This is a genomic window from Microbulbifer echini (genome assembly GCF_041447225.1).
GTDB lineage: Bacteria > Pseudomonadota > Gammaproteobacteria > Pseudomonadales > Cellvibrionaceae > Microbulbifer > Microbulbifer echini.
In genome coordinates this window covers 158,644-181,577 of the sequence record NZ_JBGMEL010000006.1, presented here as the reverse complement: position 1 = coordinate 181,577, position 22,934 = coordinate 158,644, and the positions used below count along the sequence as shown (strand labels likewise).

General features: G+C 51.9%; 23 protein-coding genes. 20 read left to right on the top strand and 3 right to left on the bottom strand.

The genetic code is table 11. From position 1 onward, the window contains the following. Positions 1-55 precede the first annotated feature (55 nt). From fabF to ACCI51_RS07985, 16 genes are all read left to right on the top strand, one after another. Positions 56-1,297: a beta-ketoacyl-ACP synthase II gene (fabF, locus tag ACCI51_RS08060; protein ID WP_371843229.1), complete on the top strand. Its 1,242-nt coding sequence runs from the start codon at positions 56-58 to the stop codon at positions 1,295-1,297. A gap of 46 nt (positions 1,298-1,343) precedes the next feature. Next, complete coding sequence (locus ACCI51_RS08055; RefSeq protein ID WP_371843228.1) at positions 1,344-2,114, top strand: aminotransferase class IV; 771 nt, start codon at positions 1,344-1,346, stop codon at positions 2,112-2,114. A gap of 68 nt (positions 2,115-2,182) precedes the next feature. Next, on the top strand, positions 2,183-3,172 hold the full coding sequence (gene mltG, locus ACCI51_RS08050) for an endolytic transglycosylase MltG (RefSeq protein WP_371843227.1): 990 nt from the start codon (positions 2,183-2,185) through the stop codon (positions 3,170-3,172). Between the two features lie 5 nt (positions 3,173-3,177). After that, positions 3,178-3,798, top strand: coding sequence for a dTMP kinase (gene tmk, locus ACCI51_RS08045; protein ID WP_299581018.1), 621 nt, complete (start codon positions 3,178-3,180; stop codon positions 3,796-3,798). Between the two features lie 63 nt (positions 3,799-3,861). Beyond that, the gene (locus ACCI51_RS08040) at positions 3,862-4,890 is read left to right on the top strand and encodes a DNA polymerase III subunit delta' (RefSeq protein ID WP_371843226.1); all 1,029 of its coding nucleotides are present in this window, start codon (positions 3,862-3,864) and stop codon (positions 4,888-4,890) included. A gap of 91 nt (positions 4,891-4,981) precedes the next feature. Continuing rightward, a complete protein-coding gene (locus tag ACCI51_RS08035; protein ID WP_371843225.1) occupies positions 4,982-5,335 on the top strand; it encodes a PilZ domain-containing protein in 354 nt (117 codons plus the stop codon). 6 nt (positions 5,336-5,341) lie between these two features. Further along, positions 5,342-6,118 carry a TatD family hydrolase gene (locus ACCI51_RS08030; protein ID WP_371843224.1) on the top strand — a complete coding sequence of 259 codons (777 nt, stop codon included), beginning with the start codon at positions 5,342-5,344 and terminating at the stop codon, positions 6,116-6,118. A gap of 27 nt (positions 6,119-6,145) precedes the next feature. Beyond that, positions 6,146-6,772 carry a dUTP diphosphatase gene (locus ACCI51_RS08025; protein ID WP_299581024.1) on the top strand — a complete coding sequence of 209 codons (627 nt, stop codon included), beginning with the start codon at positions 6,146-6,148 and terminating at the stop codon, positions 6,770-6,772. A gap of 130 nt (positions 6,773-6,902) precedes the next feature. Next, on the top strand, positions 6,903-7,883 hold the full coding sequence (locus ACCI51_RS08020) for a malate dehydrogenase (protein ID WP_299581026.1): 981 nt from the start codon (positions 6,903-6,905) through the stop codon (positions 7,881-7,883). A gap of 169 nt (positions 7,884-8,052) precedes the next feature. After that, positions 8,053-8,574 carry a DUF2244 domain-containing protein gene (locus tag ACCI51_RS08015; protein ID WP_299581028.1) on the top strand — a complete coding sequence of 174 codons (522 nt, stop codon included), beginning with the start codon at positions 8,053-8,055 and terminating at the stop codon, positions 8,572-8,574. An 82-nt stretch (positions 8,575-8,656) separates the two neighbouring features. Then, positions 8,657-9,133 (top strand): thioredoxin-dependent thiol peroxidase, encoded by a 477-nt coding sequence (bcp, locus tag ACCI51_RS08010; RefSeq protein ID WP_371843223.1) that lies wholly within the window; start codon positions 8,657-8,659, stop codon positions 9,131-9,133. A gap of 423 nt (positions 9,134-9,556) precedes the next feature. Next, positions 9,557-10,003: a helix-turn-helix domain-containing protein gene (locus ACCI51_RS08005; RefSeq protein WP_020415217.1), complete on the top strand. Its 447-nt coding sequence runs from the start codon at positions 9,557-9,559 to the stop codon at positions 10,001-10,003. Between the two features lie 111 nt (positions 10,004-10,114). Further along, positions 10,115-10,447, top strand: coding sequence for a preprotein translocase subunit YajC (gene yajC / locus ACCI51_RS08000; RefSeq protein ID WP_299581034.1), 333 nt, complete (start codon positions 10,115-10,117; stop codon positions 10,445-10,447). A 131-nt stretch (positions 10,448-10,578) separates the two neighbouring features. Further along, positions 10,579-11,169, top strand: a complete 591-nt coding sequence (locus tag ACCI51_RS07995; protein ID WP_371843222.1) for an OsmC-related (seleno)protein — start codon at positions 10,579-10,581, stop codon at positions 11,167-11,169. A gap of 77 nt (positions 11,170-11,246) precedes the next feature. Next, positions 11,247-12,272 (top strand): D-cysteine desulfhydrase family protein, encoded by a 1,026-nt coding sequence (locus ACCI51_RS07990; RefSeq protein WP_371843221.1) that lies wholly within the window; start codon positions 11,247-11,249, stop codon positions 12,270-12,272. 108 nt (positions 12,273-12,380) lie between these two features. Then, a complete protein-coding gene (locus tag ACCI51_RS07985; protein WP_299581043.1) occupies positions 12,381-14,039 on the top strand; it encodes an alanine/glycine:cation symporter family protein in 1,659 nt (552 codons plus the stop codon). Between the two features lie 123 nt (positions 14,040-14,162). Here ACCI51_RS07985 and ACCI51_RS07980 read toward each other — a convergent pair whose 3' ends face one another. Beyond that, the gene (locus ACCI51_RS07980) at positions 14,163-16,295 is read right to left on the bottom strand and encodes a M4 family metallopeptidase (RefSeq protein WP_299581046.1); all 2,133 of its coding nucleotides are present in this window, start codon (positions 16,293-16,295) and stop codon (positions 14,163-14,165) included. Positions 16,296-16,729: 434 nt separating this feature from the next. Further along, positions 16,730-18,064: a glutamine synthetase family protein gene (locus tag ACCI51_RS07975; protein ID WP_299581049.1), complete on the bottom strand. Its 1,335-nt coding sequence runs from the start codon at positions 18,062-18,064 to the stop codon at positions 16,730-16,732. A gap of 295 nt (positions 18,065-18,359) precedes the next feature. On the opposite strand from ACCI51_RS07975, the gene ACCI51_RS07970 reads away from it, so the two are divergent. The 4 genes from ACCI51_RS07970 (at position 18,360) to cysB (ending at position 22,496) form a co-directional block, all read left to right on the top strand. Further along, positions 18,360-19,649, top strand: a complete 1,290-nt coding sequence (locus ACCI51_RS07970) for an NAD(P)/FAD-dependent oxidoreductase (protein WP_371843220.1) — start codon at positions 18,360-18,362, stop codon at positions 19,647-19,649. Between the two features lie 87 nt (positions 19,650-19,736). Continuing rightward, positions 19,737-20,417 carry a TetR/AcrR family transcriptional regulator gene (locus ACCI51_RS07965; RefSeq protein WP_371843219.1) on the top strand — a complete coding sequence of 227 codons (681 nt, stop codon included), beginning with the start codon at positions 19,737-19,739 and terminating at the stop codon, positions 20,415-20,417. Further along, complete coding sequence (locus tag ACCI51_RS07960; protein ID WP_371843218.1) at positions 20,417-21,319, top strand: 5'-nucleotidase; 903 nt, start codon at positions 20,417-20,419, stop codon at positions 21,317-21,319. The genes ACCI51_RS07965 and ACCI51_RS07960 overlap by 1 nt, the downstream gene beginning before the upstream one ends. 205 nt (positions 21,320-21,524) lie before the next feature. Then, the gene (gene cysB / locus ACCI51_RS07955; protein WP_299581061.1) at positions 21,525-22,496 is read left to right on the top strand and encodes an HTH-type transcriptional regulator CysB; all 972 of its coding nucleotides are present in this window, start codon (positions 21,525-21,527) and stop codon (positions 22,494-22,496) included. A 20-nt stretch (positions 22,497-22,516) separates the two neighbouring features. On the opposite strand, the gene ACCI51_RS07950 is transcribed toward cysB, so the two are convergent. After that, on the bottom strand, positions 22,517-22,813 hold the full coding sequence (locus ACCI51_RS07950) for a hypothetical protein (protein ID WP_299581064.1): 297 nt from the start codon (positions 22,811-22,813) through the stop codon (positions 22,517-22,519). Positions 22,814-22,934 lie beyond the last annotated feature (121 nt).

Here is a 22,934-nt window from a genome sequence, read left to right as displayed (position 1 = left end):
TTTTCTTCGCAAGGCGAGGGAGAGCAGTAGTAGTAAGAGTTTCGGGGGGACCGCAGTGTCGCACAGAAGAGTTGTTGTAACCGGTATGGGCACAGTGAGCCCACTGGGTAACACCGTAGGAGAGACTTGGTCTGGCATCCTCAGGGGGGTCAGTGGAGCAGCTCCAATAGAAACGTTTGATGTCTCGACGTTCTCAACCCGTTTCGCAGCTACGGTAAAAGATTTTGATCCTACCCCTTATATGCCTGCGAAAGACGCCCGCAAGATGGATAAATTCTTGCAGTATGGTCTGGTCGCCGGTATTCAGGCGATGGAAGATAGCGGTCTTGAGGTAAGCGAGGGGAATGCACCGCGTATGGGGACCTGTATCGGTTCCGGTATGGGCGGTATTATGGCAATCGAAGACAATGCGCTATTGATTGCGGAAAAGGGACCCCGACGGGTTTCGCCATTTTTTGTGCCGGGCGCCATTATTAATATGGTGGCCGGCAACCTATCGATAAAATACGGTCTGAGAGGGCCAAACCTAGCGGTAACCACCGCCTGTACTACAGGCACTCATGCCCTGGGACTGGGTATGCGGACCATCCAATACGGTGACGCGGATGTCATGGTTTGCGGTGGGGCTGAAATGGTTACCACACCGGTAGGTCTCGGTGGTTTTTGTGCGGCCAGAGCGCTCTCCACCCGCAATGATGATCCAAAGACGGCGAGCCGCCCATGGGATAAAAGTCGGGACGGCTTTGTCTTGGGGGAGGGGGCTGCAGTTCTTGTCCTGGAGGAGTATGAGCATGCGAAGGCCCGCGGTGCGACAATTCACGCTGAGCTAGTGGGTTTTGGTATGAGTGGAGATGCCCATCATATGACTTCGCCTCCGGAAGATGGGGCTGGAGCCGCACTCTCAATGCAAAATGCGCTCAATAATGCGGGCATGGCCCCTGCTGATATCCATTACGTCAATGCCCACGGTACCTCTACGCCTCTGGGGGATACCGCTGAAATCAAGGCTGTTCGCAATGTATTTACCGATTCTGTAGAAAAGCTGGCTGTAAGTTCGACTAAGTCAATGACCGGGCACCTGCTTGGTGCCGCTGGAGCTATTGAGGCGGTCTTTTCTGTCCTCGCATTGCGTGATCAAATGGCCCCGCCAACGATTAATCTCTACGATCCCGATGAAACCTGTAGGGATATGAATCTGGTGCCGCAAGAGGCTCAGCCGATGATTATTGATTCAGTACTTTCCAACTCCTTTGGGTTTGGTGGTACCAACGGCTCATTAATCTTCAAGCGAATCTGACCTACCCGCCCGCCTTTTGGCGGGCAACTCCCAGCCTGAGGCGTGCATGCTCAAATTGCCGCAGTGTTTCCACCGGGGCCAGCTTGTCCAGAGCTTGCCTGCCGATGGGCATTATCAAAATGGAATCCTGGAAACCATGCGCTGTCACAACGGAAGATTACCGCTGTGGCCGTTACATAGGCGGCGTCTCGCTCGCAGTACGCTTCCAGCTGGGCTGACTCTGGATGAAATTGAAAAACATCTTTTTCGGCTAGTGGCGGAGCTTCGGCACCGGGAGGCGATTGTTCGTTTGCGCTTAGGCCGTGTGAGTGGTAGTGACTGTTGGGATCTTACTTTTTTGCCTCTAATACAGAGCTCAGAAAGTGAACTGGGAGTCCACCTTTTTCCTTGTGAAACGTATCTGCCGGTATCAAAAAGTTGGAACTCTGGCTGCAAACTTCTGCACCGCAGTCGATATAATAGGGCGAAATCTGAACTGCCTGAGGGAGAGCACTTGGATGGCCTTATGCTCGATAGTGAAGGGCGGGTCATTGAGAGTTTGCGATGTAACTTGTTGGCGCGTTTTGGCGATGCCTGGGTAACGCCCAGTTTGCAGCGCTGTGGTGTGCGTGGAGTCATGCTGGATTGGTTGCACGGTAGGATTCAGTGGCAGGAGCGGGATATGGATATTCGGGCCCTATGCGGCGCCGATGAGTTGGCACTGTGTAATAGTGTTCGTGGAATCATGCCCGTTATCGAGATTATTGGCCATAAAAGTTGGCCGATAGGGGCTGGTGTTCAAGGGTTACAGCATTTGATCGTGGAATCGTTGTGGTAAAGAAAAAACAGAAAAGCTCTCCAGCGAAGTTTTGGAGACCTCTGTTTGGAGGTTTTCTGCTCGCTTGCATGCTAGTGGTAGCATCCCTCTGGATACTACAGGTGGCGCTAGCTGCGCCCCTTCCATTGGGGGAAAAAGGGTTGCGGTTCCAGGTAGAGAAAGGCAGCAGCCTCTCTGGTACCCTGCGCAAGCTTGAAGGGAATGGAGTCATACATTGGCCGCGGTTGGTCCTCGCCTACGCCTATTGGGAGGGGAAAACTGAGATCCACTCCGGCGAATATTTAATACCCCGCGGCAGTACCGCTATGGATCTGATCGGCCGTCTTAATCGAGGGGAGGTCACTACCTATCGCCTGACCTTGGTCGAGGGTTGGACTTTCCGGCAAGCCCTGCAGAAAATCCGCTCCGGGCAGAGGGTTGTTAAATCAGAGGCGGCCAGTAGCGTCCGCGCGGCGGCTCGGTTACTGGGCTTGGAAGAGGGCTCCGTGGAGGGGTGGATATTCCCGGACACCTATGTGTACCGTTCTGGCACTACGGATATTGAGCTGCTGCGCCAGGCCCATGAACGTATGCGGCGTGTGTTGGAAGAGGAGTGGCAGGCAAAAGGGGAGGGGCTTCCCTACGCTTCTTCTTATGAGGCTCTGATTATGGCCTCGCTGATTGAAAAGGAAACAGGGCAGCCCTCTGAGCGCAGCGAAATCGCAGGGGTATTCGTGCGTCGCTTGAATAAGGGGATGCGCCTGCAAACCGATCCCACCGTGATCTATGGATTGGGGGAGGATTACGATGGGAATCTCACGCGGGCCCACTTACGTGCGTCAACTCCGTATAATACCTATGTAATCAACGGGCTGCCTCCGACGCCTATCGCGTTGCCGGGTCGTGCGGCTATTCGCGCAGCACTCAATCCAAAGCCCGGTAAGAGCCTTTATTTTGTAGGTAAGGGTGATGGCTCCCATCATTTCTCAGCCACTCTGACAGAGCACAACCGTGCGGTGCGAGAGTATCAGTTGAAGAGACGGGCGGATTACCGCTCCAGTCCGGCAGAAGGAAATTAGAGATAGTGTCGCGCGGAAAATTTATCACCCTGGAAGGCGGGGAGGGGGTCGGTAAGTCCACCAACCTGCAATTTATCACCCAGTGGCTAACCGATCGCAATATTCCATTCATTCAAACCCGTGAGCCCGGTGGTACACCACTTGCCGAACAGCTGCGAGAATTACTCCTGGCGAAACGCGAAGAAATTGTGAATCCTACGGCGGAGCTGCTCATGGTTTTCGCGGCTCGGGCACAGCACTTGGCCCAGGTGATCGTTCCAGCCCTGGAACGCGGCGACTGGGTGGTTTGTGATCGCTTCACCGACGCCACTTATGCCTACCAGGGTGGTGGGCGAGAGCTGAATAGGGCGTTTATAGAACAACTGGAAAAAGACGTGCAGGGTGAATTGCGGCCAGATAAAGTGCTCCTTTTAGACCTGGATCCGCAAATAGGTTTACAGCGAGCAGCCCACACCGGAGCTGCCGACCGTTTTGAGAGTGAACATTTGGCATTTTTCCACCGTGTGCGTGCAGCCTATCGTGAGCGCGCGGAGGCGGCGCCGTCTCGCTATTCTATCGTTGATGCCAGCCAGACTTTACCAGAGGTCCAGCAGCAGCTGGCGCAGGAGTTACAGCGTTTACTCTAATGTACGCCTTGAATGATCAGCCCAGCTTGGCTGAAGAGAATTATCTGATTATCAATTTGGCGAATGGCTGTGTCTGAAATTCCTGAACATACTCCCATCCCCCAGTTACTGCCTTGGCAAGCCGAGCAGTGGCAGCGTCTCAGCACTCAGTGGCGAGCAAGGCGGTGCCCGCATGCTCTATTGTTGAGTGGCCAACCGGGTCTCGGTAAGCGGGCTTTTGCCGATGCTTTTTCTGCGGTGGTACTGTGTGCACAGCCTCAGGATGGACAAGCCTGCGGTAGCTGCAAAGACTGCCATCTTTGGCAGGCAGGGTCACACCCGGATTTTCTTCGGGTAGAACCGGAAAAAGTGGGTGCTCCGTTGAAAGTGGAGCAGATTCGGCGGTTGGATAATTTTGTATCCCGCACCAGCGGGCGCGGAGGCGCGCGCTTGGTGTGGCTGGCACCGGCGGAGGCAATGAATATCAATGCGGCCAATGCCCTGTTGAAAAACCTGGAAGAGCCTGCGGCATCGGTTATTTTCTTGCTGATCAGTGATTCTCCTGCGGGTTTACTGCCAACCATTCGCAGCCGTTGCCAATCTATTGTGTTTCCCTCCCCGCCAGAAGAAATGGCGCTGCAATGGTTGCGCGGACGCGGACTGGAAGAGTCTGCGGCAGTTAGGGCCTTGCCGCTTTCCGGTGGGGCGCCCCTACTGGCGGCGGAACTTGCGGATACTAAGTGCGAGGAAGTCCGGCAGCAATTTCTTCAGGAAGTTACGGCATTATCCCAAGGGCGTGTCGGTGCGGTGGCAGTCGCCGGGCGCTGGGAAACCCCCCCTGAACACACAGATTTGGGTCAGCTTTTGCAATTTTGGCAGCAGTGGGTTACGCAGATGGCGCGGGTGCGCAGCTGTAATTCGATGGGGGATACCCAGGTGATGGCGTTATTGCAACGGTTACCGGGTGCGGGAGAGGGGAGCCTGCGTGCATTGTTTGCTTTTTACGACCAGTTGCTTCAAGCGCGCAAGGGGCTTGCAAGTGGAGCGAACCCCAATCGCCGCTTGCTTCTGGAAGAATTGATGATCCGTTGGTCCAGGCTCTTTTCCCAGTGAATACTTGCCCATTTTCGAAAGAGCGGGGGTTCTGGACAGAAACAGTACGCTCGGATAAGTTAGCGCAACATTAAAAACATTGAGGTTGAGCATGAAAGCCATGGGAGGCGGTGCCCGAAACGGCATCCTATCGCTGAAAATTCAGGATAAATCGGTTCTCTATGCGGCCTATATGCCTTTTGTAAAAAATGGCGGCCTGTTTATCAGTACGGATAAATCCTACAGCCTCGGTGATGAAGTGTTCCTGCTGTTAAGCCTGATGGATGAGCCGGAAAAAATTCCGGTGGCGGGTAAGGTAATTTGGATTACTCCCAGCGGAGCCCAGGGTAACCGTACACCGGGTATTGGTGTTCAGTTTGGGGATAAAGACAACATTGCGCAAAACAAGATAGAAACTTACTTGGCTGGTGCTCTTGAATCCAGCCGGCCCACTCACACGTTGTAACTTCACATGCTCGTAGATTCTCATTGCCACCTGGATAGATTGAAACTAGATACCGTTGAAGGCGGCCTGGACGCGGTTCTGGAGCTCGCTCGCAGCCGCGGGGTCGGTAAGTTCCTGTGTGTTGGTATCAGCCTTGATAATGCCGATACCGTCGTAGAGATCGCCTCCAGGTATCAAGATGTGGTTTGTTCTGTGGGTATTCATCCGCTGGATGTGGAATCCGGCCTTGCCGGAGTGGATGAATTAATTGCTATGGCCGCACGCCCCAATGTAGTGGCTCTTGGGGAAACCGGTCTCGATTATTACTACAGCACCGATACCAAAGAGACCCAGCAGCAGAGCTTTATTGCCCACCTGCAGGCCGCAGGCCAGGCAGAGCTTCCCGTTATTGTGCATACCCGCGATGCCCGCGAGGATACCCTTCAGCTGATTCGTGAGCATGGTAACTTGGATACTGCCGGTGTATTGCATTGTTTTACCGAGAGCTGGGAAATGGCGAAATCCGCACTCGATCTCAACTATTACATCTCCCTTTCGGGCATTGTTACGTTTAAAAATGCTGAGGACTTGCGCGATGTGGCCCGCAAACTGCCACTCGAGCGTCTGCTGGTAGAGACCGATTCGCCCTATCTGGCACCGGTTCCCTACCGTGGCAAGCCAAATATCCCGGCCTATGTGCGGGAGGTGGCTGAATTTATCGCCGAATTGCGCAGTATCTCCTACGAGCAGCTGGCTGAAATCACCACTGAAAATTTTCTTCGATTATTCCCCCGGGCTGCCTGAGTCCGGCTATAGGAAGTACCCCCCTTGATGATGAAACAACAATTGCAGGTCATGCTGACCTTGCAGGATGAAATTAATACCGTCGTTAACGAAAATTGGCGTGCACAAAGCTATGCATGGTACCGCGCAATCTGGGTTGAAAGTGCGGAACTCCTGGATCACTATGGTTGGAAATGGTGGAAAAAACAGCAGCCGGAAATGGACCAGGTAAAACTGGAGCTGGTAGATATTTGGCATTTTGGGTTGAGTCTTGAGCTGCAGCAGGGTTCTCCGGCCCAAGTAGCTGAAAAGATGTTGAGCGAGCTGAGTACTGGTGAGTGGACGCCCGGTGATTTTCGCGAAAATCTGGAGGCCTTTACTCTCAATACATTGGCGAGTAGGCAATTTGATCTTGTCGGATTTGCCCAGCTACTTGCCGATGCCGAAATGCCTTTCACCGAGCTGTATCAGCGCTATGTCGGCAAGAATGTGCTCAATCGTTTCCGCCAGGACAACGGTTACAAAGATGGTTCATACATAAAGAATTGGGGCGGTCGGGAAGACAATGAGCATCTCGCTGAAATTGCCGGTCAACTCGATGCGCACGCTGAAGATTACAGTGAGCAGATTTATCGCTCACTAGATGAGCGCTACCGGGAAATTGCGCTGGTGTAAGCCATTTTTATCCCCCTGTTGGATAAAGTGAACATTTGTTAAGCCGATTGCGCTGGTATTTTTTCAGCTTGAGGTGAAATTTACTCGCGAGGCCCTATAATGCGGCCGCTTACAAACGAGGAGAACTATCGTGAAAGCACCTGTTCGTGTTGCTGTTACCGGCGCTGCCGGTCAGATCAGCTATTCGCTGCTGTTCCGCATCGCTTCCGGCGAGATGCTGGGTAAAGATCAACCGGTTATTCTGCAGCTGCTGGAAATTACTCCGGCACTGGAGGCGCTAAAAGGCGTGGCCATGGAGCTCGAAGACTGCGCTTTCCCGCTGCTCTCGGGTATTGTTCAGAGTGATGACGCCACTGTTGCGTTTAAAGACGCTGACTACGCTCTACTCGTGGGTGCACGCCCCCGTGGACCGGGTATGGAGCGCAAAGATCTGCTGGAAGCTAACGCCGCTATCTTCTCTGCACAGGGTAAAGCCCTGAATGACGTTGCCTCCCGCGATGTAAAAGTACTGGTTGTTGGCAATCCAGCCAATACCAATGCTTTGATTGCACAACGCAATGCACCGGACCTGGATCCACGCAACTTTACCGCAATGACTCGTCTTGACCACAATCGCGCGCTGTCGCAGCTGGCCAATAAGACGGAGTCTAGTGTTAATGACATTACTCACATGACTATCTGGGGTAACCACTCTTCCACTCAGTATCCGGATCTGCACCAAGTGAAGGTTTCTGGTGCTGCGGCGATGGATAAAGTGGAGCAGGATTGGTACGAGAACGACTTTATTCCGACCGTTCAACAGCGTGGCGCTGCGATCATCAAGGCGCGCGGTGCTTCTTCCGCAGCCTCAGCCGCGAATGCCGCGATCGATCATATGCACGACTGGGCTTTGGGCACCCCTGACGGTGACTGGACCAGCATGGCTGTTTACAGCGATGGCTCTTACGGTATCCAAGAAGGCCTGATTTACTCTTTCCCTTGCACTTGCAAAGGTGGTGACTGGGAGATTGTTCAGGGTGTTGATATCAATGAATTCTCCCGCGAGAAAATGTCTGCTACTGAGCAGGAGCTTGCGGAAGAGCGTGATGCGGTTGCCCACCTGCTGCCGTAATCTTATGGACACACCGGCCTAAGAGGCTGATCTGTCTTAAAGGCCCGCACATCTGTGCGGGCTTTTTTTTTGGCGGTACACAGCTAGAAAACTGGCGGGTCGTTATACAACTGTGGGCTGATGATGGCGGCACTACACTGATTGTAAGTACTATTCGGAAGCGCTTGCCATGGTTACAGAAGTCGGTCGCCAAGCCCCCCGATGCGCCTGCATCCTTCTTCAGCCAAATCAATCCCTGTCTGCATCAGGCAACCTCTGGGTGTTTTTTTCCCTAGTCGGGGTCTCCCTTGGTATTAGTCTGGCATTTGCCTTTGCTGGGGCCTGGATGATCCTGCCCTTTGCGGGGCTGGAAATTCTGCTTCTGGCGGTTTTGTTTACCTATGTCTACCTCGAGGGTACTCGTCGAGAGGTCATCCGGATTAACGACGAGCGTGTGGTTTTTGATTGCTGTAAAGGGGTGCGCCAACAATCTGTCTATCACCGGGAGTTTTCTCGGGGCAATTTGGCGTTGTTGGTGCGTATGGGAAGCAGTGCGGCTGAGCCGGCCTCAGTGACTTTTAGTGGGCCTGAGGGATGCCTTGAGGTGGGTGAATTCCTCACCGATGCAGAGAAAGCGGACTTGGTACAAAAGCTCGGGCGAATGGGCATCATTGCGCGTCGGGAGAGGGAGTTTCGCCTGCATCAATTCTGATTTAAAGGTGCCCTCGGCCTCTTGGTAAGCAGTTTTCGTTATAATCCTCCAAAGATTTACAACAAAACCCAGGGGATTTCTCATGGCTTTTCCCAAGATTGGCAATTTGGCACCGGCTTTCACTCTAACAAACCAGAAAGGAGAGAAGGTGTCGCTAAAGGATTTTCGCGACAAAAATAATGTTGTGCTTTATTTTTATCCCAAGGCCCTCACGCCGGGTTGCACTACCCAAGCGTGCGGCATACGGGATAGCGCTGAGGCGTTTGATGAATTGGATACGGTTGTTCTCGGAGTTAGCCCAGACCCGGAAGCTAAATTACAGCGCTTTATTGACAAGCATGAACTGAACTTTGACCTCCTCTCAGATGAAGACCATAAAATTGCGGATAAATATGGTTGCTGGGGGCTAAAGAAGTTTATGGGCAAAGAGTACATGGGCTTGATCAGAACCACGTTCATTGTCGATAAGAGTGGCCGTTTATGCCATATTATCGACAAGGTTAAAACCAAGACTCACAGTGAAGATGTGCTCAGTTGGGTCTCTGAAAATCTGAACTGATTTTTGTTTTTCGCGGAGGCTGCCAGCTCTTCCAGCGAAGGCCTGCTGGCCCCGTTCCCTCGAATTCCCTTATGTTCTATAGGGGGCTGAGCAGATCAGTCAGTCAATTTTGACTTATACAGCACAATAAGATGAAAAAAACCGCTGTCGCCCCTTGCATTCTTAATTCTTGGTCTATACTGGCAGATGTAAAGGAAAGGTGCGCCGGCGAGAGAGTGTTTCTCTTTGGGTATTGCCGGAGCGGTTAGTTTAAAAATTGTACATCTCTGTGAAGGATTCGATGTCTGTTTTTGGTGCATCCCCCATCGAGTAGTAGTCCGCCGAAGTTTTTGGTGTGTTGGTGTGGGCAGGAGTAACCGGGATTCGCTGGATGCGGACATAGAAAAATAACTGCGGCTCACGGAACTCAAAAGGAGCAGCTCGATGAACCATACTCAGCCCGACCAAACTTCGCTCTCTGAAGACAAATCCCTTCAGCAGGCCAGAATATCCGGTGATCCGAATATTCTTGACCAGCTGCTGGCCCCCCCGGAAGCCACCAGCTTTGGCATTGCTGCCAGGGTCATCGATGTGCTGGAGCAGCGCATTGGTAAGGCTTCTCTCGCCATTCGCCCCGTTGCCTCCGATCTAAGCATGTCCACCCGGACCCTGCAGCGTCGTTTGCAGGAGCACAACCTGAGCTTTGCCTCGCTCCGGGATCATGTGCGTTTTCGCCACGCGGTGCATTTCCTCAAAGATACCGCTCTCAGCGTTGACGGAATTTCAAGGATTTTGGATTTTTCCGACAGGACCAGCTTTACCAGTGCCTTCAAGCGCTGGACTGGAATGTCGCCAACTGGCTATCGTCGCCAGGTTCGCCAGCGCTTTTAAGTGGGAATGGGTTAGGCCGATCCTTTTTGGATCGGTCCGATCCGTTGCCTCAACGGGGTAAACCCGTTAGAGTTGGCGGCAATTTTATAGGCTGACTCTTTGAGGTTTTGCATGAGCTTTTTTATTCCCTCTGCCATGGCACAGCAAGCAGCGCCGTCACCACAGGGCAACCCGATGATAACCCTGTTGATGTTTGCGGGTCTGTTCGCATTCATGTGGTTTTTTATTATCCGCCCTCAGCGCAAGCGCCAAAAAGAGCACCAAGAGTTGGTTGGTGCCCTCAAGAAAGGGGATGAGGTGGTGATGAGTAGCGGTATGCTGGGGCGTGTTGATAAAGTTGATGAGGACTACATCGTGCTGGAAGTTGCAGACAATATGTCTCTGAAGTTCCAGAAGGTGTCAGTTCATGCTGTTTTGCCGAAAGGCACAATTAAAAAGATCTGATCACTTTGTTTTGATCTTTTATTTGTCACTTGAGAGCCCGGCAGTCGCCGGGCTTTCTCGTTTTTGCCAGTTTGATTTTTATAGGCGATGTTCTAGGTTTATTGGTGTAGGAAAACTTATAGGAAATACCTATGCCAAACAGTAGTCAAGATAAGCCGGGGGCCGCTATTGTCAGAAAAGTAAAGGCCCTTCCTGGACTATCAAAAATTCAAGTGGGTATCCCGGATAGGAAAGAGGGCGGCTTTCATTTTCAAGTTAACCTCTCTGCTGAGGCTACTTTGGGGGAGGGATTCCTGAAAACTGCTACGGTCCAGGCCAACGTGCCGGGGTGTGGGGCTTTTGAATTACTGTGTGACGAGGGCACTATCATTGGAGGTAAAGATAGCGCACCGGCGCCACTGGATTACCTGTCAGCGGGCATCGCTTTTTGTTTTCTTAGTCATCTATCTATCTATATCGACCAGACAAAACTCAACATTGAAAGTGTTCAGGTTGAGCAGCAGATGCGTTTCAAGGCTGGGGTTTACAAGATGCAAGAAGTTGTAGAGGCGCCTCATAGGGGTATTTGTGAGGGGATAGATACTGTTGTCTTTATAAAATCTGATGAGCCTAGGGAAGTGGTTGAGAAAATGATGTCTGTTTGCCAGGCTGCCTGTATGGGGCTGCAAACTGCGATGAATGCTGTTCCCGTTAAGATGACATTAGTTTACAACAAGCCCTAGAGGTCACTTATTTCTGGAAAGTGTCAGTTAGGCAGGGTTCCCAAACTCTAATCCCGCTATTCTAAGTGGAGTTTTCTGTGTCTGAAAGCTTGCCAATCCCTTTGCCCAGTCGCTTACGTCTGGCTCATCTTCCCACGCCTCTGCAGCCTCTTGATCGAATCAGTGAGCGCCACTCTTTTCCTTATGGTGGGCCGAGGATATGGGTGAAAAGGGATGATCTGACAGAGTCTGGGATGTCCGGCAATAAATTGCGCAAACTTGAGTTTGTTGCGGCTGAAGCACTTGGTCAGGAGTGCGATACCCTCATCACTTGCGGGGGTGTTCAGTCCAATCACTGTCGCACCACAGCGCTTGTCGGAGCGCGTTTGGGATTTAAGGTTCATCTATTGTTACGCGGTGAGCGAGATGCTGCGATAGATGGAAACCTGCTGTTGGATCACCTTGCTGGTGCAGATGTAACTATCTACCCACCTTCGGAATACGCTGGAAATTTGGGCCGGATTTTTACTCATTGGCGTGAGCGTTACACTGCGCTGGGGCGCCGTGCATTTTGCATACCCACCGGAGCCAGTGATGGTCTGGGCATTTGGGGTTATCTGGCCGCCTCAATGGAGTTAATGCAGGATTGCCGTGCCCAGGGCTTTGTGCCCGATCATATAGTTTGTGCGACTGGCAGCGGAGGAACCCAGGCCGGGTTGACATTAGGCTGCCAGTTGCTTGAGGTAGAAAGCAGGGTTACTGGATATGCAGTGTGTGACAATGCAGCATACTTTCAGAACAAGGTTCGCGAAGATATTCGCCACTGGGTGGACCTTACGGAATGCAGTGTTGATTTGGCATCCCTTACAATTAATGTTAATGCGAACTATATGGGGCCAGGGTATGGGGAGGCGGGCCCAGAGGTCTATCAAACAATAAATAAGGTGGCGAATCTCGAGGGACTTTTATTGGACCCGGTCTATACCGGTAAAGCGTTCCATGGGCTTTTACAGGAACTTGGCAAGGGCCGTTATTCGGGCTGTAGCAACTTGGTATTTGTGCATTCGGGAGGGCAATTCGCTTTGTTTCCCCATCGTGACAATTTCTCATTTAGCGGGGTTTAGGCCCCATTACTGTTCTAGTGCTGCGGAAGCTGCTAACCTGCGCAACAAATTGCGGCTACTGCTGTATATAAAACAATCAGAATTAGATCAGAGAAGTGGGGGGTTAGTTTGGATTCCTTTAATCAGCTACTACTGTCATTGGACGGTGTGCTCGGTTCAGCGCCTTGGTTCCCCTGGGTGTTGCTCGGGGTAGGTTTCTTTTTCACTATCTATTTAGGGTTTCCACAAATCCGCTACTTTGGACATGCAATCAAGATTGTTCAGGGTAAATACGATAAACCCAGTGACCCCGGTGATACTTCTCACTTCCAGGCATTGGCCACGGCTCTTTCCGGGACTGTGGGTACCGGTAACATTGGTGGTGTGGGTCTTGCTATCTTCCTGGGCGGCCCAGCCGCGCTTTTCTGGATGTGGATGACCGCCTTCCTTGGTATGACAACCAAGTTTGTTGAGGTCACACTTTCACACAAGTACCGTATCAAGGCAGCAGACGGCTACTATGCCGGTGGCCCCATGTTCTATATGGAGCGCCGCCTCAATATGAAATGGTTGGCGGTGCTATTTGCCATTGCCACAGTGATCTGTTCCTTTGGTACTGGAAGCCTCCCTCAGGTAAACAATATTGCCCAGGCCATGCATGATTCCTTTGGTATTGAGAAAGCGCTTACCGGTGGTGTGCTCGCAATACTGCTGGGTATGGTCATCATTGGTGGGATCACTCGGATCGCCAAGGTAACCTCCACAATTGTTCCCACTATGGCATTGATTTATGTGGTTGGTGCCTTAGGTGTGATCATCTATAACTACGAGAATATTCTTCCATCTTTTGCTGCTGTGTTCCGCGATGCCTTTTCTGGTAGTGCCGCGGTTGGTGGCTTCCTGGGTGCCAGCTTTGCCTATGCTTTTAACCGCGGTGTGAATAGAGGGCTCTTCTCGAATGAAGCGGGCCAAGGTTCCGCGCCTATTGCCCACGCCGCCGCGCGTGCCGATGAGCCGGTTTCAGAGGGGATGGTCTCTCTGCTCGAACCATTTATCGATACCATCATTATTTGTACCTTAACTGGCTTGGTGATCTTGTCTTCTGGTGTTTGGAGTGAGAAGCACGAGAACTTATTTGAAGGTGCGGACACTTATGTCGTCGAAGGGCGTTACGAAGAAAGTAATCCGGAGGAAGTTAAGCAGTTGTTTAACTACCTGAGCAGTCAGCCCAGTGATGTGAAGCCCTATAACGGTTCAGTGGTGGTCACGGATGGACAGCCGCTCAATGTCCAGGACTTTACCCTGATCCATGCTCGCTCTATTGCTGAGGATCTGAATTTTAAAGTTGGAGAGGATGAATTTAGCGGTGTTCTCAATGTTGTAGATGGGAAGTTTGCCAACGAAAAAGTGGAAATTTGGGGTAAATCCTTGGTTCACTCTGTGGCGCTGACGAATAAAGCATTCCAGCGTGGCTACTTTGGTGAATACGGCGGGTTGATCGTGACCCTTGGTATTCTTCTGTTTGCTTTCTCAACTGCGATTGCCTGGTCTTACTATGGTGACCGCTCCATGATTTACCTGTTTGGCCCCAAAGCGGTGATGCCTTATAGGATCGTGTATGTGATAGCTTTTTTCTGGGCGGCGATTGAGGATACAACCGTGATTTGGAACCTGTCCGCCGTAGCCATCGTGATTATGACGCTACCTAACCTGTTTGGTATTACGATATTGGCTAAAGAAATGAAGGACTCGGTGAAGGATTACTGGAAGGATCCCAGCCATAAATAACAGGGGTTCACCAAACGCCCCGTAGCAAAAACAAAAAAGGCAGCCAATTGGCTGCCTTTTTTGATGCCTGGGTCAGCTGGTGTGTCTGCTGACTCAGGTTATCTATGCGCTTAGCAAAACAGCTTATTGTGCTTGAGCGCTGAGAGTAATACCGGAGTAGGAGGAGTAGCCACGGATGCTGATGTGCCAAGTACCTGCCTGGGGGTTGCTGATGCTGCAGCTCTCCTCATTGCCCCATTTATAAGGGCGGCAGTCCCAGTTGTTGCGAGTCGGGGTTGAACCGTAGCGTACGTAGAGGTCTCCGTCGCCGCTGCCACCCTGCATGTTGACGCTCAGGGATGACATGCCACTATCGACAACCAAAGTGTAGTGGTTCCAGCTATCTGTAGAGCCGGATACGTCGGTTTCTTCCCAGCCATCGGGGTTGCCGCCGCCATCACCCTCAGTGAAGCTGCCTACCAAGCTGACGCCAGAGAAGGAGCTATAGCCGCGCACCATGACATAGTAGGTGCCAGCTTGAACATCCCCATCGGCGATTTCACAGACTTCATTATTTCCACCGCTGAATGGACGACAGTCATAAGTGGAGCTTGTTGGAGCTGAGCCAAAACGCACGTAGAGGTCTGCGTCGCCGGTGCCTCCGGACATCTCAAATTTCAGATCGGTCGCATCGGCTGTAACGTCCAGAGTATAGAGTAACTCATCGCCGGAGCCGCCAGATAAGCCGCTTACTGGTACACCGTTGTCTAGTGCACCGGGGGGTGGGGGTGGGGTGTCATCACAGGTAACACCGACGGTATCGAAAGCGGCAGTGACATCGGCAGAGTTATATCCGAGATCTTCTGCTGCAGAAATCACACCACAGGCCCCATCGTCATATTCAGTTTGTGCTTGCCAGTACATCTGATTGGCGAGAACGAAAGCGTCAAACGCCGTGCGAGTATTCCAGCCGTTGGTATTGGCGAGAAGATAGAAGGCACGATTGTAAACCCCGGAGCTATAGTGTACGTCCATGCCGTCATAGTAATCGTCCGCATGACCGATAGAGCTACCGTCTTGGGTGGGATCCGCAAAGTAACGTAGGGCGCCGTTGGATTTGAAAATCTGGGAGCCCACCAGCCAGTCATTACTACCAGTCATATAATATTCAGCAGCTTCACCAGAGATGTCCGAGAAGGACTCGTTGATGCCACCATATTGTCTAGTGTATTCAAGCCCGGAATTCTGCTCCGTAAAACCGTGGCTGACTTCGTGTGCGGTCACATCCAGGCTAACCAGGGGGTAGAAGGTGTTGCGGCCATCCCCGAAGGTCATCTGGCTGCCGTCCCAGAAGGCATTTTCATAGTTGTTGCTGTAGTGAACTCGTAGACGCAGCTTCTGGGTGAGTGGTGAGGTGTTGTACCAATCACTGAACATATCGAAGACCACACCGCCAAAGAAGTGGGCGTCGTTCAACGGAGAGTAAGCGCCGTTGATTTCTTTGTGGTCATTGTACGGGCAGGTGAATGAGTGAACGCTGCCACCACTGGTAGCATGATTCAAGTCAACGGTTTCGACGTTGGTGGTATCCATACGGCAATTACTATCCACTTCCATCGATGGGAAGTCGATACCGTATTCATAGCGCCCGGTTTTCTGGTTGCCGCCTGGGCCCTGTGCATCCTGGAAGGTAAGGCCATCCCAATGCTTGATCACCTCACCGGTCATAGCATCAATGAAGTAGAAGGGGCGCTTGGGCTCGTCACCATACTCAACCCAGTTCACCAGATAGGCAAGGCGAGCTTCATCTTGATCATTGATATAGACATAGAGTTCTTTCTTCTGGTTTTTGGCTTCCAGTTTAAGAACCGGTAGTGAAAGTGCGCCCTGCATAACGCCCTGCTGGGCGCGTAGGGTTACCTGGTGATTCATTGCGCGATCTATTGCATTTTTTGCATCGATAGATGCGCGCACAGTGGGTACTTCGAGTTCAAGGCCGGTGAGAATGTTGCCGCGTACTTCGGTAATAAGACCCTGACCTGAGCTGGTTACGGATTGCCCCCACACAGGAATGCCCTTGTGGGTTTGTTGATAACGGGCGACAGTTTTGCCACTTCCAAGAGTACGCTCACGAACCTTTACCAGGGCCATATCAGATCCGGCAACAGTACTTAATGTCTGAGGCGAGAGCATATCTGGGGTGGCTGGGACACGGTCGGCGGCCTGAGCACTGATAGCCATGGCTAAAGTGCAGGTAATTCCTACGAAATGCTTCATTGCTAGCTTTCCCTTTATATAACTTTTTTATTAGTTGCCGAGCACCGCCAACCGAAAACAGTGAATATAGAAATCACTGAATACTTCGGCAGTTCGATGCAAACGGTCTTTATGGGTGGTAAGACAGCAGAAGAAGGCCGGGCATCAGTGGTGGGGCCATAAAATGGCATTGACGTCCGCTTTCTCAAACCGGTTGCCCAAAATTTCCGGGCAACCTGAGATTACCTTGCATGCGCTTAGTGGCAACAAAAAGGTGATGACAAACTCATATATTTGAATTCTTTTCAATATTTTTGCATGGGTAGTCACAATTCAGCAAATAATATCCTGCCGAAGAATCCAAGTGATAGCGCGTAAATAAACCTGATAAATGGGTGGTGCGCCAGTCAATTACCATTTTTCATAAAAGTCTCAATTTTTTTTCTTGGGAATATCTACACGTTAAGAAGAAGATATTCCCGCTCCCAGGAGCTGATGACCCGATTAAATTCTTCGTACTCATCGCGCTTGATTGCACTCCATGCTTTTACGAATTTTTTGCCAAACATTTCTGCGGCGGCTTCACACTCGGTTAAAAGATTGAGCGCGTGTTCCTGTGTGCGTGGGAGAGTGATCGCTTCTTTGGAGCAGTCGCCCTGATAAGGTGCGCTGGGTGCCACTTTATTAATCATACCCAGATAACCGCAGGCGAGAGAGGCGGCAATGGCGAGGTAGGGGTTACAGTCGGCGCCGGGAAAACGGTTTTCCAGTCTTTTTCCTTGTGGTGAGCTGTCCGGAACTCTAAGTCCTGTGGTGCGATTGTCATAGCCCCAGTGCAAGCTGGTAGGGGCCGCCATTTCCGGAGTGAAGCGCCGGTAGGAATTTACGTTTGGGGCTAGAAAGCTAATAAATCCAGGGGTGTACTCCTGCATGCCGCCAATAAAATTCAGGAAGGTATCGTTTTCTTTGCCGTGACTATCGACAAAAATATTTTTTCCGGTTTTTATGTCGACAATACTTTGGTGTAAGTGCAGTGCGCTGCCCGGCTCATCTTCCATGGGTTTGGCCATGAAGGTGGCATAGATGCCGTGGCGAAGGGCAGTTTCACGGACTGTGCGTTTAAAAGTAAAAACCTGATCGGCGAGATGTAATGGGTCCCCGTGAAGGAAATTTATTTCCATCTGTGCGGTCCCGGATTCATGAATCAGGGTATCGACATCCAGGCCCTGCGCCTCACAAAAATTATACATGTCGTCGATAATAGGTTCGTATTCATTGGCGGCATCAATGCTATAGGATTGTCTGGTTTTTTCTGTACGGCCGGATCTTCCTACGGGCGCTGAGAGCTTTTCATCCGGATCCAGGTTGCGCTTGACCAGGTAGAATTCCACTTCTGGAGCGACAACCGGTTTCCATCCTTGCGCTTTGTATTTTTCCAAAACAAATTTGAGAATATTCCGCGTGCTAATCGGATGAGGTTGACCATCGCGGGTATAGCAATCATGAATAATTTGAGCAGTGGGATCATTGGCCCAGGGGTTAAGTCGAACAGAATCGGGATCGGGCACCAATAACATATCGGTATCGGCAGGATCTACTAGCTCATTGTGTTCATCGACAAAATCACCGGTGACGGTTTGTACAAGGATGCTCTCGGGCAGGCGGCTATCCTGGGTGAGAAACTTGTCCGTGGGGGTAAATTTACCCCTGGCGTTGCCCGACATATCTGGTACCAAGCACTCCACCTCGGCAATATCATGCTCGGCGAGCCAATTTGTAATCTTGTCCATTCGGTTGTTTTACCTGGTGTGATCCAATCTAAAGGTTGCTCCAGTATATGCTTGACTCTCTCAGTTGCGGTAGCTGGGTAGCTGGGTAGCTGGGAGTTGGGCAGTGCCTTGGTAGGCCCAGGTTGTGGGGTTGCTTAAGTGTGTCTGAAAACGGTTTTGAAATGGACGGTGAAAGGAGTGCTGAACTAGGATCTGGAATAGGGGCTAAAAGCGAATTACCATTTGACAATTCTCGGGGCTTGAGCATTCTTTGTCTGAATCCCCGACCGGCTCAACGCCTTAAAGGGCTATATCAATGAATACCATACCTGGGTATACAAATTCCTATTATTCCGCGAGCGCCAATTTACAATCTTTGTACCCCCAGTTAGAGGGGGATATGGAGGCGGATGTTTGCGTGATTGGAGCTGGCTATACCGGTCTCTCTACGGCGTTGCACTTAGCTGAACGAGGTTACAAGGTAGCTGTATTGGAGGCGGAACGAGCGGCTTGGGGAGCCTCTGGACGCAATGGGGGGCATGTGGGTGTAGGGCAGCGGCGCTGCCAGAGTGAGCTGGAAGAAATGTTCGGGCTCGATATTGCTAAAAGGCTTTGGCAGTTCAGTCTTGAGGCGGTGCAACTGGTTGAGCAATTAATCGGTAAATACCAAATAAATTGCGACTTGAAGCGCGGCATAATGCACCTTGCCGCCAAGCCTAGTCATGACAATTATCTGCGCGAGGAAGCCGAGCTACTCCGGGAGCGTTATGGTTACTCTGGTGTGCGTTATGCGGATGAGCAGGAAGTGGGTGGCCTTGTGGGTACCCGGCGATACCTGGGAGGGCAAATTGACAGCGGTTCACTACATTTGCATCCCCTGAACTACGGCCTGGGGCTGGCGGCCGCCTGTGCTGGCGCCGGGGTTGCGCTTTTTGAGCAAAGCCGGGTAACGGGATATCGGAGTGGGCGCCCCTGTAGTGTTGAAACAGCCAGGGGGCGGGTGAAGGCACGCAATATTGTATTGGCTTGCAACGGCTACCTCGGGAATCTCGAGCCCCGCTTAGCCGGTAAAATTATGCCGATTAATAACTTTGTCCTGGCAACTGAGCCCTTGTCCGAACCCTTTGCGCAGAAACTGATCGCTAATGATTACGCGGTTCAGGACACGCTCTTTGTCATCAATTACTGGAAACTCTCTGGTGATAACCGCCTGATTTTTGGTGGTGGAGAAAATTATACGACCCGCTTTCCCGCCGATATCCGCAAGTTTGTGCGAAAAAATATGCTGAAAGTGTATCCGCAGCTGGAAAAGACCCGCATTGATTATGGTTGGGGAGGCACTCTGGCCATCACTATGAATCGCATGCCACATATGGGGAGATTGGAGCCCAATATCTACTACAGCCAGGGTTATTCTGGCCATGGGGTGCCGACGGCCACCTTTGCCGGCAAGTTGCTTGCGGAAGTGATTGCAGGGACTGAGGAGCGCTTCGATATTATGGCGAGGATTCCGACCGATACATTTCCCGGGGGCACACTACTGCGTTGGCCGGGGTTGGTACTGGGGATGCTGTACCACAGCCTGCTCGATAGGTTTGGGCACTGATTGGACTTCTTCTGAGTCCTATTCTGAGCTGAAATAGATGGCTGGATTGGTGGTAATATGCCCAGAGTTTCAATTGGGAACCCGATCTTGTCCAACGCCGAACAGCAAAAACGTAAAAGTCAGCTCTCCCCTCGCCGTGAACCAGTACAGGCCCGTGCACGGGCTCGGGCACGGCAAATTCTCGATGTCACCGGGCGCCTCCTCGAAGAGGTGGGTCTCAATGATCTGACCACTATTCTGATTGCACGAAAGCTCGATATTTCGGTGGGTTCCCTCTATCACTACTTTCCCAATAAGCATGCGATTCTCTACGCAATGGGTGAGCAATGGCTTGCCAGCATCAATACGGTGTTGCGTGAATTGGCCGAGCTCGACCTTGAAGGCATGGCACTTGAGGCATTTATCGAGGAGCTTACTGGGCGCCTGCTGTCTGTGTACCGTGAGCAGCGCGGTTTGCTGCCGCTGGTACAGGCCATGTGGGGGATTCCCGAGCTGCATGAGCTGGATGAATGCCACGATGAATTGGTGATCGGGCACTTGGTGGATACCTTCCGGCGCCTTGGCTTTGCCTGTCCGGCCAATGAACTGAATCGTCTTGGCAGACTCACCTTGGAAACGTGCCACGCACTGTTGCTGGTTGTTGTCAATCAGGCGGAAATTCGGGCTTATCGTACCCGCCAAGACCTGCAGCGGATGCTGCTCACCTTGCTCAGTAACAGGCGCAGTGATAGTAGTCCCGAGGGGCTCAACGATGTGGAGACCCCCTGATGAGCGCCCGACCGGATAAGTTGGTAATTGCCATTTCCTCACGGGCCCTGTTCAACCTGAAAGACAGCCATCAGGTTTTTGAAAAGCAGGGGTTACAGGCTTTTTCCCGTTACCAGGTAGAGCGGGAGAATGATATTTTACAGAAGGGCGATGCCTTCCACTTGGTAGAGAAATTCTTAAAGATCAATTCTCAGCTTGGGGGGGAGCCCAGAGTCGAAGTTATCCTGCTTTCGCGGAATAGTGCCGATACAGGCCTGCGGGTATTTAATTCTATTGAGCACTACAGACTGGATATTACCCGGGCTGCTTTTTGCAATGGCGAAAGCCCCTACCGTTATATCGCCCCTTTTGGTTGCAATTTGTTTCTGTCGACCGATGGGGTGGATGTGCGGCGTGCTCTGGAGCAGGGGGTTGCTGCGGCTACTCTGGTGGCTGGCGGCCATCGCGAGCATCGCGACGATGTTTTACGTTTTGCCTTCGATGGTGATGCGGTGATCTTTTCGGATGAAGCCGAGCAGGTTTACAAGCGGGATGGGCTTGCCGCCTTCACCGAGGCTGAGCGGGCCTCTGCCCAGATGCCACTTGGTGGCGGGCCGTTCAAAGGGTTTCTTGAGGCCCTGCAAAAATTGCAGGCAGAGTTCGGCCTGCAAGGCTGCCCGATCCGCACCGCACTGGTAACAGCCCGATCCGCACCGGCACACGAGCGGGTTATTCGCACTCTGCGCGCCTGGGATATCCGCGTGGATGAATCCGTTTTCCTGGGTGGCTTGCCGAAGGGGGAGTTCCTGCGGGCCTTTGGCGCAGATGTTTTCTTTGACGACCAGCCGGCGCACTGCGCCTCTGCTGCCGAGCATGTGGCTACAGGCCATGTACCTCACGGTATTGCCAATAGTGAGGCTTAATCCGGACCCCAGGTAGGTAGCTTTATCCCCAAAGTCGATTGACACCTGGGGCTCATCACCGGATATTCGTCTGTCCGTTGGCCCCGACTTCAATTGGCTGCTATTCTTTTCTCGCATAACTCAAGATGTTTTTTATAACTAACAATTTATCTGTCAGAGTTGCACTCGTCCTGAGGCGGGGTGATTGATACTAAAGGGAGGACTTATGAAGCTGCAGCAGTTGCGATATATCTGGGAAGTGGCACATCACGATCTCAACGTTTCTGCTACTGCGCAGAGCCTCTATACCTCTCAGCCGGGTATCAGCAAGCAAATTCGGCTGCTTGAGGATGAGCTGGGAGTAGAAATCTTTGCCCGCAGTGGCAAACATCTCACTCGTGTGACGCCCGCCGGTGAAGCCATTCTTAAGACCGCTGGCGAAATTATGCGCAAGGTGGAAAACATCAAGCAGGTCGCGCAGGAGTTTAGCAACGATAAAAAAGGTAGTCTCGCGGTTGCCACCACCCATACCCAGGCGCGCTATGCACTGCCGCCGGTGATCAAGTTATTTATGTCTCGCTACCCGGATGTATCCCTGCATATGCATCAGGGGACGCCCATGCAAATCTCGGAAATGGCGGCGGATGGCACTGCGGATTTTGCTATCGCCACTGAGGCGCTGGAGCTTTTCAGTGACCTGGTGATGATGCCGGTCTATCGCTGGAATCGCTGCGTGCTGGTACCGAAGGATCATCCCCTCTGTCATGTCAGTAAACTGGACCTGGAAGAGGTCGCGAAATACCCGATTGTAACTTACGTGTTCGGTTTTACTGGCCGCTCAAAACTGGATGAGGCTTTCCTGGAAAGGGGGCTCTCACCAAAAGTGGTGTTTACCGCGGCAGACGCGGACGTCATTAAAACCTATGTTCGTCTGGGGCTCGGTATAGGTATCGTGGCGGATATGGCGGTGGATGGCGAGGATGAAGATCTGGTGGCGCTCGATGCCAGCAATCTCTTTGAGCCCAGTGTGACCAAGATTGGCTTCCGTAAGGGAATTTTTCTGCGTGGCTTTATGTACGAATTTATCCAGCAGTTTGCCCCGCACCTCACCCGAGAGCTGGTAGATCAGGCTGCACACGCGAATTCCAGAGCGGAGGTGGATGCGCTATTCGCTGAAACAGAGCTGCCTGTTTATTGAGGTGGGCCGGCGGGTAGAGGCTATGAAGCCTCTACTTGCTGTGCCAGTGGCCGCAAAACTTCTTTGGCGAATTTGAAGTAGACAGTATAAATTTCCGCTTCCTGCCCTTCACGCTCAACCACAAAAAACGGCGCTCGCTGCACATCAAACTGTTGCGCAACTTGCATACCGGCACTTTGCGGGTCGCGCACATCGGCTATCAGGGTCTGGTCGATAAACTTGAGCTGAGCGTTTTCTTCCAGCTTTTCCTGCACGTCGCGGCACTTGGCGCAGGGGGAGCCATCGGCGAGTACTTTTTTGACCAGTGTGATCTTCACGATAAATTCCTTGATCCAAATAAGTGCCGAGATCGGCACTAGTGGCATTGAATCTATCAGATGGCCTAATAACTTTGAAATATCAATCCTAGATAGATCTATAACTAAAAAGCTGTAGTGA